This is a genomic window from Nostoc sp. (genome assembly GCF_041747015.1).
GTDB lineage: Bacteria > Cyanobacteriota > Cyanobacteriia > Cyanobacteriales > Nostocaceae > Nostoc.
The window spans coordinates 23,616-37,133 of sequence record NZ_JBGTFY010000070.1; the positions used below are offsets into that span (position 1 = coordinate 23,616).

At 40.9% G+C, this 13,518-nt stretch carries 14 protein-coding genes; 4 read left to right on the forward strand and 10 right to left on the reverse strand.

Annotated elements, in window-relative coordinates:
• The first annotated feature begins 726 nt into the window (after positions 1 to 726).
• Entirely contained in the window at positions 727 to 894 is a 168-nt protein-coding gene (locus ACEW80_RS05265; RefSeq protein WP_012412073.1) for a hypothetical protein, read from the forward strand.
• Positions 895 to 968: 74 nt separating this feature from the next.
• Here the strand turns inward: ACEW80_RS05265 and argH are convergent, their stop codons facing one another.
• Together argH and ACEW80_RS05275 are read right to left on the reverse strand one after the other, a co-directional pair.
• A complete protein-coding gene (gene argH, locus ACEW80_RS05270) occupies positions 969 to 2,357 on the reverse strand; it encodes an argininosuccinate lyase (protein WP_373525580.1) in 1,389 nt (462 codons plus the stop codon).
• Between the two features lie 89 nt (positions 2,358 to 2,446).
• Entirely contained in the window at positions 2,447 to 2,653 is a 207-nt protein-coding gene (locus ACEW80_RS05275; protein ID WP_373525581.1) for a hypothetical protein, read from the reverse strand.
• A gap of 136 nt (positions 2,654 to 2,789) precedes the next feature.
• Between ACEW80_RS05275 and ACEW80_RS05280 the strand changes: the two genes are divergently transcribed.
• On the forward strand, positions 2,790 to 2,960 hold the full coding sequence (locus tag ACEW80_RS05280; RefSeq protein WP_373525582.1) for a hypothetical protein: 171 nt from the start codon (positions 2,790 to 2,792) through the stop codon (positions 2,958 to 2,960).
• On the opposite strand, the gene larB is transcribed toward ACEW80_RS05280, so the two are convergent.
• Together larB and ACEW80_RS05290 are read right to left on the reverse strand one after the other, a co-directional pair.
• On the reverse strand, positions 2,948 to 3,733 hold the full coding sequence (gene larB, locus ACEW80_RS05285) for a nickel pincer cofactor biosynthesis protein LarB (protein ID WP_373525583.1): 786 nt from the start codon (positions 3,731 to 3,733) through the stop codon (positions 2,948 to 2,950). The genes ACEW80_RS05280 and larB overlap by 13 nt on opposite strands.
• Before the next feature lie 154 nt (positions 3,734 to 3,887).
• Entirely contained in the window at positions 3,888 to 5,678 is a 1,791-nt protein-coding gene (locus ACEW80_RS05290; protein ID WP_373525584.1) for an ABC transporter substrate-binding protein, read from the reverse strand.
• Between the two features lie 366 nt (positions 5,679 to 6,044).
• Between ACEW80_RS05290 and ACEW80_RS05295 the strand changes: the two genes are divergently transcribed.
• Together ACEW80_RS05295 and ACEW80_RS05300 are read left to right on the forward strand one after the other, a co-directional pair.
• Positions 6,045 to 6,296: a hypothetical protein gene (locus ACEW80_RS05295; protein WP_373525585.1), complete on the forward strand. Its 252-nt coding sequence runs from the start codon at positions 6,045 to 6,047 to the stop codon at positions 6,294 to 6,296.
• 233 nt (positions 6,297 to 6,529) lie between these two features.
• On the forward strand, positions 6,530 to 7,339 hold the full coding sequence (locus ACEW80_RS05300; protein ID WP_373525586.1) for an ADYC domain-containing protein: 810 nt from the start codon (positions 6,530 to 6,532) through the stop codon (positions 7,337 to 7,339).
• A 237-nt stretch (positions 7,340 to 7,576) separates the two neighbouring features.
• On the opposite strand, the gene ACEW80_RS05305 is transcribed toward ACEW80_RS05300, so the two are convergent.
• The 6 genes from ACEW80_RS05305 to ACEW80_RS05330 all read right to left on the reverse strand — a co-directional run bounded on the left by ACEW80_RS05305 (position 7,577) and on the right by ACEW80_RS05330 (position 13,274).
• A complete protein-coding gene (locus tag ACEW80_RS05305) occupies positions 7,577 to 7,795 on the reverse strand; it encodes a transposase (RefSeq protein ID WP_373525587.1) in 219 nt (72 codons plus the stop codon).
• 39 nt (positions 7,796 to 7,834) lie between these two features.
• Positions 7,835 to 8,914, reverse strand: a complete 1,080-nt coding sequence (gene hisC, locus ACEW80_RS05310; protein ID WP_373525588.1) for a histidinol-phosphate transaminase — start codon at positions 8,912 to 8,914, stop codon at positions 7,835 to 7,837.
• A gap of 85 nt (positions 8,915 to 8,999) precedes the next feature.
• Complete coding sequence (locus tag ACEW80_RS05315) at positions 9,000 to 9,752, reverse strand: DevA family ABC transporter ATP-binding protein (protein ID WP_373525589.1); 753 nt, start codon at positions 9,750 to 9,752, stop codon at positions 9,000 to 9,002.
• Positions 9,753 to 9,994: 242 nt separating this feature from the next.
• On the reverse strand, positions 9,995 to 11,161 hold the full coding sequence (gene devC / locus ACEW80_RS05320) for an ABC transporter permease DevC (RefSeq protein WP_373525590.1): 1,167 nt from the start codon (positions 11,159 to 11,161) through the stop codon (positions 9,995 to 9,997).
• A 94-nt stretch (positions 11,162 to 11,255) separates the two neighbouring features.
• Complete coding sequence (locus ACEW80_RS05325; protein ID WP_373525591.1) at positions 11,256 to 12,551, reverse strand: HlyD family efflux transporter periplasmic adaptor subunit; 1,296 nt, start codon at positions 12,549 to 12,551, stop codon at positions 11,256 to 11,258.
• Positions 12,552 to 12,668: 117 nt separating this feature from the next.
• On the reverse strand, positions 12,669 to 13,274 hold the full coding sequence (locus tag ACEW80_RS05330) for a TetR/AcrR family transcriptional regulator (protein WP_373525592.1): 606 nt from the start codon (positions 13,272 to 13,274) through the stop codon (positions 12,669 to 12,671).
• Positions 13,275 to 13,518: the final 244 nt, after the last annotated feature.

A 13,518-nucleotide genomic window follows, 5' to 3' on the forward strand; every position in this document is an offset into this window, starting at 1 on the left:
TGTTTTACACAAAAATGAATGTTTGTGGATTGAGATTTTTATTCTAACGATTTACGTAGAATATTGTTAATTTTAACATTAAGTTTTAATAGAAGCACTGTATTCATATATACATAATTCTTAAATAAGAAAAATTTTCAGTTTCGAGCTAGCATTCGCCTTAACCAAACTAGCCATCAATAGTGATTTTTCACTATGTATTAAAAAAATAATATATAAAGTTGAAATTTATTAATTTTAATGTTTGGATAATATTATAATATTTGATTGGTAATTTGTATGCTCTAACTATTGCCTAGTTAGCCTAGTTAAATTTTTTGTTAAAAAATACTTGTTTTGTTCCAAAAACAACAACTAGTTAGGTAATTTATATAGGACTCATATTTGATTTTTGAACAAACTCAGTACAACTCAAAGAGACTTCTTCCCTACTCCCCACTCCCTACTCGCCACTCCCAGCCTACGCAAATAATTTCAGAAATCAAATCGGATTGCTATATGTATTTGAACTTCTGAATTTAAAAAAGAGTATTTTTAGTCTAGCTAGCAGGAACATAATTATAAATTTTTATTGACATCACAATATTGAATGCGGTAGACTAGGACACTGTTTAAAGCATATTGATTGCTGCACTAGGCTAGAAGTATATCAATAACATTGGTAACTGGTATTACCTACGTGATGCCTAGTTGCTACTTTTTTGTTGTTTATTTAATGAGGTGAACATGGCCAAGCGCCGTAACCCGAAAAAAGAAAAGGCGCTACGGAACCAGGCGTATGCCCGGAAGTTTCGTAAACGGACTACTACAGGAAGAATGCAGAGAAGGTTCCAACAAAGACCACCGAAGAGTGAAGAAGAAGAAGGCGCAGCAACAGCAGCTGACACTGACTAAGCTGATTGTCTACCTCAATCCTTGTTATTTAGTTTTTAGGGCGTACATTTATTTTATTTGTACGCCCTTATTTATTACTCGACAGCGATTTGAGCGCGGGCAGCTATGAGTGCTTTAGTGACCTGTACAAAGCCAGTACCTCCGTAACTGTTGCGGGCTGCCACAACTTGACGAGGGGATATCGCCTCATAAATATCTGCTGTAAATGCTGGATGGAATTGTTGCCACTCTTCTAATTTCAAATCTTTCAAAAGTTTACCTGCGGCAATACTAGTTTTTACCACCTTACCCACGAGGTTATAGGCTTCCCGGAAAGGGACGCCCCGTGCTGCCAAATAATCTGCGACATCGGTAGCATTAGAAAAATCTTCCGTCACGGCTTGCGCCAAACGCTGAGTACGAAATTCCAAGCCTTCCCTGAGCAAAATTGTCATTGCTTCTAGAGAGGCTTTGACTGTATTGACGCTATCAAATAAACCTTCTTTATCTTCTTGCAGGTCTTTGTTATATGCCAGGGGTAGCCCCTTCATAATCACTAACATCGCCTGGAGATGACCAAATACACGCCCCGTTTTCCCGCGTACCAATTCTGGTACATCGGGGTTTTTCTTTTGGGGCATGATGCTGGAACCAGTAGCACAACTATCTTTGAGGGTAACAAACCGGAATTCTTCAGACGACCAAAGAATGACTTCTTCTGCAAGGCGGCTAAGATGAACCATGATCAAACTAGCAGCACACAAGAATTCGATTGCAAAATCGCGATCGCTCACTCCATCGAGGCTATTAGCATAAATATCGTCAAAATCCAAGAGTTTAGCTGTGTAGTGGCGATCGATGGGAAAAGTAGTTCCAGCTAAAGCACCACACCCCAAAGGTGAGATATTGACGCGGCGATAAACATCACCCAGGCGTTCCCAGTCGCGTTGCGCCATTTGAAAGTAAGCCAAGAGGTGGTGAGCTAAACTCACGGGTTGAGCGCGTTGCAGGTGAGTATAGCCAGGAATTAGAGTTTCAATGTGCTGTTCAGCTATATCCAGTAAAACACCTTGAAATTCTCGCAATTGGCTTTTGATTTGTTCGATTTGGTCGCGCAGGTAGAGTCTGGTATCGGTGCCAACTTGATCATTACGCGATCGCGCCGTATGCAGCTTTTTACCCACATCGCCGACAATTTCCGTCAGTCGTCCTTCAACGGCAAAATGTACGTCTTCAGCATCGACACCAGGGTGAAATTTTCCCTGGCGGTACTCTTGGCGGATTTGTTCTAAACCTGCAACCAGTTGCTCTGCTTCTTCTGGGGCGATAATGCCCGTGTGAGCGAGCATTTTGGCATGAGCTTGAGAACCAGTTAGATCGTATTCGATTAATTCAATATCGAAACCGATACTGGCATTAAAACGCGCGATCGCTGGATGCAACGCTGATTCAAACCGTGGACTCCAATTTTGTTCTTTGGTCATAGACGTAAGGGGAGAAGACGAGAGTTAAGAGTTAGGAGTTAAAAGTTATAAGTTTTTGACTCCTAACTTTTAATTCCTAACTTTTAAATTTAACCGTAGCTAGTTAGATTCCGAATCATATAGCCAATGACTAAACCAATCAACAATGCCCACACTTGACCTGTCTGTATAAAGTGGTTCCAAGATTTTTGCATCTGACCCATCAGGTCTGGGTCAGTAATTGTTTGTGCTAGTGCTGTTAAATTTACAGGCAAATGCCAAAGTAAGGGAGACATCAAATCATTTAAGTAGTTCATACTTAGTTACCGAGAAGATTTTTATGTCATAACCTCTACTTGCAGATGATGTCCAGTAATTAACCACATTCCATTTCGGATGATTGATTATCGGCTATGAGTATATCGCCGTTTTCCTCGCAAGCGATCGCGCCAAGTGGTGATTTATCTGCAACAAACAACATTCACTGCTGAAGGTATTCGCTGTGTAGCTATCAATCTCCTACGCGAGGGAATGTCTGTGGAAGTAGTGGTAAGAGTTACTGGGTTAACCGTAGAACAGATTAACCAGATCAAGGTGACAGAAATCAATTCTCAAGGTGAATAAAATTTGCTTAATTTCTCGGCTGTCCGCAAAATTTGCCCTGCCAACATTGCTGCACCAAAACCATTATCGATATTTACTACGCCTACTCCCGCAGCACAAGAGTTAAGCATTGTCAATAAAGGTGCTAGACCGCCAAAACTTGCGCCATAACCGATGCTAGTGGGTACGGCAATTACAGGACAACTCGCTAAACCAGCGACAACGCTGGGTAAAGCGCCTTCCATCCCCGCCACGACAATCAACACCGATGCTGACTCAATAACGTGGCGGTTACTCAATAAACGGTGAATCCCAGAAACGCCAACATCCCAGAGGCGCTGGACGCGGAAACTGGAAAGTTCAGCAGTTACAGCTGCTTCTTCAGCAACGGGTAAATCGGCGGTACCAGCAGAAAGAATGCCAATTTCACCCTCGAACTGTGGTTCGATAGTAGGAGGAGCGATCGCACAAATTCGCGCCGATTCGTAATATCGCAAACCACTAACTTTTGATTCCAGTGCGGCATAAACTGCTGGTTCAATGCGAGTTGCCATCACCACCGGATTACGGAGGCGCATCACCTCCATAATTTGAGCAATTTGGTCAGGAGTTTTACCAGGCCCCCAAATCACCTCTGGGAAACCAGTTCTTAGCTGGCGATGATGGTCAATTTTGGCAAACTCACCTACAGATTCGTAAGCTAAGTCTTTGAGTGAATTTAATGCCGTATCTGGCGTAACTTTACCATTGGCAACTGCTTCAAGGAGCGATCGCAAAGCTTTTTCATCGGTCATGATAAAGGAGATGAGGGAGAAGTCAATTCAAAATTTCAAAATTAAAGAAGAAGGCTGGGGGAATGTCGCTTTAACTTGCCGTAGGGTAGGAGACAGGGGAGATGAGGTGTAACCCATGCCCAATGCCCAATGCCCAATGCCCAATGCCCAATGACTAATCAATTACTTTCAGTTCGTAGAGGTTCCAGAATGGGCCACCAAGAGCAGTATATCGAATACCTTGGAAGCGATCGCGCACCGCTTGCAGATTCAATCTCTCTACCAAATGAATAAACGGCAACTGTTCTGAGGCAATGCGCTGATATTCATAATAAATCTCCTTGCGCTTATTTTCATCTAATACTTGTGCGCCTTTAATGTAAAGGCTGTCAATTTGCTTTTCCCAGTCGGAAACTTCCCAGCCAGTTAGCGGTGGATCTCCCGGTTGTGGCCCCAAATTAAATGCGTGTGATGCACCGGCAATCCTCCAGATATTGCTAGCGCCGTGGGGTTCAGTACCTCCTCCAGCAAATCCTCCAAGGTAACAATCCCAATTCTGCGTAACTTTCAGTTTTTCTAGATAAGAATTGAAGCTGAGAATTTGCAAATCTACTTGAATCCCAATCTTACCGAGATCCCGTTTGATTTGAGATGCCATATCTCCTCTAACTTTTCTTTCCGAATTTGTTAAGATTGTAAATCTAACTTTGTTACCATCAGCATCTACAAGCTGATTTTGGTTATTATATTTAAACCCAACTTGTAATAGTAATTTCTTCGCTTTTTCTGGATCAAAATTATATACCTTTAACCCTTTATCTGGAGCGAGGAAATAGGGACTTTTGACATAAACAAATGAATTTTGCAGTTCACCCAGTCCCCGAAAAGCATTTATTTTCATCGTTTCTCGATCAAGGGCATAAGCGATCGCCTGTCTGAATTCCTTTTTATTAAACCAGCTAGATTTAATTGGATCTACTAAAGACTTACCCTGAGAATTCTTAGCTTTACTAAGATTGAAAGCAATAAAAGTCGTACTTGTATCAATCCCGCCATTATAAATTTCAAACTTCGCTCGTTTTTCTTCTCGCTTTAGTAAACTAAAACCTTCAGGAGCAACTTCCAAATCGTCTAATTGCCCAGAGCGAAAACTAATCAACTGGTTTTCAGTGGATTCAATAATTTGCCAAACAATGCGCTCAATGTAAGGCTGATGATTGCCCTGAGCATCTTTGCGCCAGTAGTACGGATTGCGCCGGAATATAACTCGTTGACTGGAAACGTAACTTTCCATTACATAAGGGCCATTGCCAACAATTTGTTTCGGATCAGTGCCTGTTCCCCACATTGAGAGAAACTTAGGATTTCCATCAGTTCCAGTTGTGCGAATCGCTTCTTGGAGAGCGTGGGCAGGCATAATTGGAATGCCACCTACATATCTTAAAAAAGGAGCAAACGGTTCAAGTATGGTGAATTCGACCCGACGCTCATCAATTTTTTTCACCGTTGGCAAAGTGCCTTTATCACCAACTTTTAGAGCATCTTTTAGAGAGGTGGGAATTTTAGGATTGAGGTAGATTTCGTTATAAGTAAAGACAACATCATCAGCAGTCATTGCCTTACCATCTGACCACTTAATTCCTGATCGCAGTGTGATTACAATTCGTTGCCCATCTTCAGAAACTTCCCAAGATTCTGCTAAACCAGGCTCTAGTTTTGTAGTTATAGGATTTTCATTAATCAATGAGTCATAGAGGAAGCCAAAAACGCTATATGCTGACTCATTCAGAGCATAGTTAAAAGTTGAAGGCTCACTCAAAACTGCGGTGACGATTTGCGGTACTTGAGCAGCCGCGCTTTTGAAATTCGACGGGTTGCAGGCCGTAACTGTAAATGCTATTGCTGAAGTCAGAATTATCGCCGACCAAAAACGTTTAATTGTAAGAAAAATGGATGCTGATTTCATAGAATTAAATCTACTGGAACTCTGTCTAATTAGGGTCAATGCTATAAGCGATAGGCGGAACGTGAGTTATTGCTATAGCAATCCTATTTGATTTTTTAGAATTGCAATCCGCAGATCCCCGACTTTTTACATAAGTTGGGGATCTTGTTTCTCACCAATAATTCAGGATTGCTATATTTGAAATGTTAAGAAATATCTGAGTCATAGATAGCTCAAGTTTGGCAGAGGGATTTAGGGTAAGCGCAAAGATTTATGCAATAATTCTAAATAATATATGTAATATGTAAAATTTTATATCAAAATTCTACATTCATGCATAATTTTGATATTAAAATTATATACAAAACTCTTCGAGGCTGATTTTTTATGAAAAACCACCTTTTAACGATTGGTGTCACCGCCGCATTGTCTACTATAGCTTTTTGTGGAGTAGCTAATGCTAAACTTGCTGTGAACGGCATTAGTATGAACGGCGTTAGTATGAACGGCATTAGTATGAACGGCATCAGTGTAAACGGTACTAGTCTAAACGGTTTGACCTTGCAAGGAACGCAACTGCAAAGCCTCAAAGTTGAAGGTGGACAGTTGGTTGCTGTACAAAGGGTTGGCGTGAAATAGGTGTTATTGTAGGGTTTAAACCCCATATTAGTAGTCTTTTACCTGCAAGGAAAATATTTTATACCAGTCTCATATAATTCGTAGTACACCCTTTTATCCCCTCTGAAACTGAAGGTTAAAAGGGTTTACGTCTAATTTTTAATGGGTTTTTTATTTCTAAGATAACTGTCTAAAGGGCAAAAGTTTATTTATTTGCTATAAATCAGAATGTTCTTTATTGGAGCATTCAAGCTATGAAAAAATTACTTATAGCTAGTCTGATTATCATCTTATTAATATCGCTTTTAAGCTGTAGTAAAAATGTTCAACCACAGGCGAAACCATCAATTGCTAGTGAAAAAACTGTAATTATCAAAGGTAAAGATTTAAAAGGAACAGAATTAACAGCATTTGATGAACAGGGAAGAAAACAGAAATTTCAAATTAAAGATGTAGAACTAGATCCAAAAGATCCAGAAAAAGAGACATATCTTTACACAGTTTTTTATCAAGATCAAACTGATTCTCAATGGAAAAATTTATGTCAGCCCGATGTCAACAAGGTTGCTAAGGCGATTTCACTTTCCGGTTCGTGGGATGAAACCGGAAAACATATAGAATCAAGTGATATTTTCACATTTGGTTGTACAAATGGGGCGCTGGCTAAATGCGTTCGCTTTGGCTATAAGCCTTGGAAGAGCTTCCAAGGAAAACCACTCCGAGACTATCACCAAGCTTGTACTCGCATGGTACGTGCTGATTACTGTGGTAACGGTAAAGCTCACACTAGAGATGAGACTTTAATTGACGTACATGATGTGCTAAATATTCAAAAACCAACTCCCAACAACAAGATGGTTTTTGAGGCAGCTTGGCAACCAGACGGAGCAACTTGTATTAATCATCCGAGATGGTTTGATAAACTATCTGAAATTCGCCAAGAATGCCCGAATAAGCTAAATGGTCGGATTAATGAAAATGGTAGTTGCAATACAGCAAAAAAAGCGCAGCAGAATTGGCCAAGTGCTTTGCTTTTCAATGATTCATTCCTCCGAAAACCCTAGAATAGATTCTGATTTTTTTCATAATTTCAATCCACGAATCGTGTAATCAATTTGATTGAGATTGTAGGCAACCAAGGAGGTTTTGAGTTTTATTGAAATACTGAATACCAGTATCTTGTAAAACCTGTATAACTTCACCTCTGCCAAATTCTTTAGAATTAGCGCTTAAAAATATTTTTATTTTTTTATTTCATCTGGTTGTAAGCGTGCATGGTGAACTATAGCAATCCTAAATGGTTACGCAAAATTAATTATATATTCAGTTCCAAAGTTGTTAAATATATATTTCACAGCTTTAACTAAACTTTCCCACCTCTGATAAGCATCTATTTTCAGCCAATTATATTTCATAAAACGCGACAAGATTTCAATAATACTTAATTCGGGAGAGTAAGTTGGTAAGAAAAATAGAGTCAAACTTTTTTCTGACCATTGTTTTTGTTTATCCAGCATCATAATATATTATTCATAAGATTGACAAAATAAATCTCATTTTTAACTGTCACGAATCCTCTTGTCCCCACTCCCCAACAAATAAATCAGCGCTTCTACTAAAGCCTGATTTTGCTCATCAGTACCAACAGTAATACGTAATTTATCATCTAGTCCAGGCTGCTTGAAGTAGCGGATTAAAATTCCCCGTTCCTTTAGTTTTTGATAAAGATATTCCGCGTTTCCTTCTCTTGGCTGTGTCAGCAAGAAGTTAGTTTGGGAATCCCAAATATGAAAACCTAATTGTTTCAAGTCTGTTGCTAACTTAGTCCGTGATGCTTTGATTTTTGTCACACAAGCATTTTTATAAGCTTGGTCGTTAATAGCAGCCGTCCCAACTGCACAAGCGATCGCATCTATGTTATAGCTATCTTTCACCTTAAACAATCCCTGCAATAGTTTGGGATTCGCTACCCCAAAGCCTAGTCGCAATCCTGCCAACGAGTACCCCTTAGAAAGTGTCCGAATCACGATGACGTTTTCGTATTCTTTTACCAAAGTTAATGCATTCTCTTGGGTAAAATCTATATATGCTTCGTCAATCACTAAAACTCCAGATAATTGGCTGGCTAATTTTCGCAAGTCATCTGTTGACACCAGATGCCCTGATGGACTGTTGGGCGACGCAATGAATGTCACACATCCATTGGCAGCAGCTAGTTCTTCCAGGGGTAAACTGTAGTCCTCGCTGTAGGCAATCTCAATAATTTCCGCAGCCTGCATCTTACTTAATGTCTCATATAGTACGTAAGTTGGCATCGGATAGACTACCTTCCTCCCAGGTGCTACACAGGCTCGAATCACTACACTCAACAATTCATCACTGCCATTTCCCACAATTATCCAATCACTAGGAATTCCCAAAACCTTGCTTGCAGCTTGCCGGAACTCCTCTGCGAATGGTTCTGGATACCGCCGCAACCATTCCCCGTCGATATTCCGCAGCACAGCTAAGGCCGCAGGGGAAGGAGGATAGGGATTCTCGTTGCTGTTGAGTTTGATGATCTGTGTACCGCGCCCTGGCTGCTCACCAGGAATATAGCTAGCCATTGCATCAACATTGGAGCGGAAATACTTGGTCATGCTAATTCATAATTCATAATTTACCGAAGCAGGTAGAGGGCACGAGGACAGCAGTTGCTCTATTTGGAGAGAAGTCGCAGCGTTGCTAGTTATTTGTTGTGGCTGTATCTATGTCATTGGTCTTGAGTTGACCATCTTCCATATAAATGATCCGATCGGCAATATCGAGGATGCGGTTATCGTGGGTAACTAGCAAAATTGTACAGCCTTGTTCTTTGGCTAGCTTCTGCATTATTTCTACGACATCGCGCCCAGATTTTTTGTCGAGTGCAGCAGTGGGTTCATCTGCTAAGACAATCTTAGGATGGCTGACTAAGGCACGAGCGATCGCTACCCGTTGTTTCTGCCCCCCAGATAGTTTCTCTGGGTAATAGTCTACACGATCTGCTAAACCGACAGTTGACAAAATGGCGATCGCTTGAGCATTGATATCCCGATTCAGAAATTTGTCATGCAACTCTAGTGACATTCGCACATTTTCTTTAGCTGTCAAAAAAGTCATCAGGTTATGTGCCTGGAAAATATAGCCAATCTGGCGGCGAAGCTTGGTTAATTGCAGTTTTTTGGCATCATAGATTTCCTCTCCTAAGATTTTTAGACTACCTTCTTGGGCAGAGCGTAGTCCACCCATCAGGGTCAATAGGGTAGTTTTTCCTGAACCGGAGGGGCCAGTCATAATCACGATTTCCCCAGCCTTAATCTCCAAATTAATATCAAATAATACTTGTTTGCGAAGCGCACCTTCACCAAAATAGTGGTTGAGGTTGCGGACAGCAATTACGGGTTCTGAAGCCGAAAGCGTTGAGTTTAAAGTTACTGGTAAAGAATTTTGCAACATAGGATTTTACAACGATTTTTAGATTAATAGACTACGGTTGACACAAGGAGTATAGAGATAGAGAAAGTTAAAATATTATTCATCCACCTTTGATACTCGTTCATCCACCTCAGAACTTCAAACTTCCTGCTTCTGATACCATTTCAATTAATTATTGCAACACATCCTTAGGTAAAGACGCGATGAATCGTGTCTCTACAGATGGTCTATTTGTTGCATTCTTTTTTCAAATTGGTATGATACTAAAAAATATCGGCAGGGTCGGCAGCTCGTAGCTTTCGCATAGCGATCGCCCCGGAAATACTACACATGATCACAGTCAAAATCCAAACCTGTATCGCTCGTTCTATTGTCATGAAAATAGGAAGCAGTGTCGCAGCGTAGGCGACTTGATATAATCCAGAAGAAAGGATGAATCCAGGAAGAAAACCTAAGACAGCTAATAAAAATGCTTCTTGAATTAGGACTCCCAACAGATAGTTATCGGTGTATCCCATTGCTTTGAGGGTGGCGTATTCTGGCAAGTGGTCAGAAACATCAGAGTAAAGGATTTGGTAGACAATCACAATGCCAACGATAAACCCGACTCCTACACCTAAACCAAAAATGAAACCAATGGGAGTACTGGCTTGCCAGTAACTTCTCTCCACTTTGGCAAACTCTTCTGGAGTCAGTACTCTGACATCTTTAGGCAGATCAAGGGCAAGTTGCGATCGCACTTTTTCTGGATTGATTCCCGGTTTAAGAGCGATCAATCCAACTGCAATGCGATCAGGTTTTGTCTCTGGAAATAGCCGGAGAAAGGTAGAGTCACTAGCGATGACGTTGCCATCAGCAGCAAAAGAAGCACCCTCACTAAACAAGCCCTTGACGTTGACGGCTCTGTTATTCAATTCTGTCTCAAAGTTGCCCGTTTTCTTAAAGATATCGCCAACTGTTCCGTATTCTAGACGCCCCGCCTGGTCAAACAGAACTTGATCCAACTGTTTAAGCTGCTCCTGATTTTGTTTGATTTCGATTGATTTGAATGCGGGTTCTACTGGATCGACACCCCAAACCAAGATTGCACGATCCAGACGGGTTTTTGGATTTCTCCACTGTCCGGTGTTGATATAGACAGAATTGACTGATTGAACGCCCTCATAACCCAATGCTTGATACAGTCGCTCTCTAGAAAAGTTTTTTACGGAAAATAGGGTTTGAAATTGGGGATTAATTAAAACCAAATCTGCTTGTAAATTGCGATGAGGTTTCATAGCTGAATCAAAAAGCGCACTTTCAAAACCCAACTGAATAAACATCAGCGTATCGGCAAAGGTAATACCTGCAACTGCTACAACCAAACGGGTTTTTTCTTTCATTAACTGCCGCCATGCTAGCGGTGTTTTGCGAAATAGTTTAGAAAACATATTGAAAAAAATCCCTTAATAACCTAGTACAACACGGTGTGAATAAACCACCCATTTGTAACGTCTGAAACCCTTGCTAAAACTTAATTACGAATTACGAATTAATTTTAATTGCTGTCTGTACCTGTAAGTTGGTGAAACCTGCAACTCGCTTGCTGTCTTCAAGAGTAAGGCGAATTTTCACCTCAATTACTCGGCGATCAAGGTTCTCCCCTGGCTGGTTGCCGAAAACGTTTTGTCTATTCACCTGCAAGCCAATTTGGGTAACGCTTCCTCGCAGTTCTCCAGGAAATGCCTGACTGCTAATCACTGCCTGTTGTCCCAGTTTTACTTTTCCAATGTCGGTTTGATAAACTTCTGCTATTGCTAGCATCTGGTTTGTTTGCGCTAAGTCTGCAATGCCAGAATCACTAATTTTTTCTCCGACTCGTGTATGAATTTTGATAATCTGTCCCGCTATCGGTGCCTTGATGTAAGCTCCCGCCAACTCGGTTTGAATATGTTTGAGTGTAGCGAGCGCATTCTCAACTTCTGTCTTGGCTGCGGCTATATCTACAGGTCGAACTTCTGCAATACTAGTTAGGGTGGCTTTGGCTTCGCTAACTTGTTTGCTACCAGTAGCGTTGGTGCGGGTGAGTGCTGCTTTGGCTTCGGCTAGTTGTTTGCTAGCAGTGGTGTTAATTCGGTTGAGAACTGCTTTGGCTTCGTCTACTTGCTGTTTGGCAGTTTCTACTGTCAAGCCCTTGGTGTCATACAAAGAGTTAGAAACTGCTCCTTGGAAATATAGCTGCTGATAACGTTGATGTTCGGCTTGGGCATTTTTGAGTTCTGCCTCTAGTTTTTTCATGGTTGCCTGTTGCGCTATTCTGTCTCCTTGCCACTGTGCCTCTATACGGAATATCGCTTGCTGTTGCTCTGTTCTGTCTCCTTGAGATTGGGCTTCGAGGCGTTCAACACTTGCCTGCTGGGCTTGAATTTCTCCGACTTTTGCTCCTGCTTGAACTTGAGCGAGTTTAGCCTGGGCAACTCTGACTTGTTGTTGGGCTTGTACTACAGCAGTTTGTAAGCGATCGCGTGCATCTAAAATTGCGATCACTTTTCCAGATTGAACGCGATCGCTTTCTTTGACTAGGATTTGGGCAACGCGATCGCCATCTAAAGCCAGAGGTGCAGATAAGCTAATTACCTCTGTTTCTGGTTCCAGTCTTCCTAATGCTGTTACTTTTTGTCTACTGCGCGTAGTTGATACTGCCTTGGATGAGGCTGTTTGACTAACTTGCCCAAATTGAGAAATACCATAGTAAACAATTCCACCAATAATAGCAGTAGCTGCAATTACTAATGCAATTAGACCTCTTTTGTCAGCTTTGAACGACAGCTTTTCAACCATCTCTTTTGTTCTCCTTAAGCCAATAGGGGTAGAAAATAATACTTATTCAACAATTAATTTCCGATCATTAATGATGATTAGACATACAGCAGTTTACAACTTAGTGAGATCCACAATCTAGCTCTGAAAGTCTGTTTGACTCACAACTCCTGCTGTGTCTTGTGGCAAATATGCAGTCAGCATTTTGCCTAGCAGCGTACATTGTTCAATAAAATCAATTGTTTGATTACCCCATAATTTCTCCAGAATTAAACCATTTACAAAGGTCAACACAAAAGAAGCTAATACTGCATCTTGAATACCCAAAAACTCGCAGGTTGCCTGCTGGTATCGCTGATTTGTACGCTTAAAAACACTATTATTCAGCATTTCCTGAGAATCTTGATGTTGACAAAAATCAATCCAAATATAAGTCCACTTAATGAAATAATCTTCGTTTGTCACCAGGTATCTTCCTAGTGCCTCCATTGCTTCTTGCAGCGTTTGCACTCCTTCCAATTCAACCAATGCTACGCTTAAATCCTGTTCACATATCTCTTGGGCTAATTGTTCAAATAAAGCTTGCTTGCTAGGAAAATAGTGATACAACGTACCCGTAGAAACGCCTAATCCTTCAGCAATCTGGCGCATAGTGATGGAACCATAGCCTTTTTGGGCAAATAAATCAAAGCATTTGTCAAGCAGTTCTTTACGGTATTGCTCATGGTCAACAATCTTAGGCATAACTCAGTTCATTATTTATATCGAACAATCGTTATATATTAATCTTAAAGTCTATACTATTGATATGTTAAGGCATGGTTGGTTGATTTAAATCGAACATACGTTATAGTTTAGGCTAATTTTGCGCTTTAATACTCATCAATCTTTTCTTTGCCACTAATTCGGAGCGGCGATCGCTCTCATCTGGACTTCGGAGTGGGTTTGCCACTGTCGGCGGCTAGTGTTCAGAAGGAGGTAAATAACA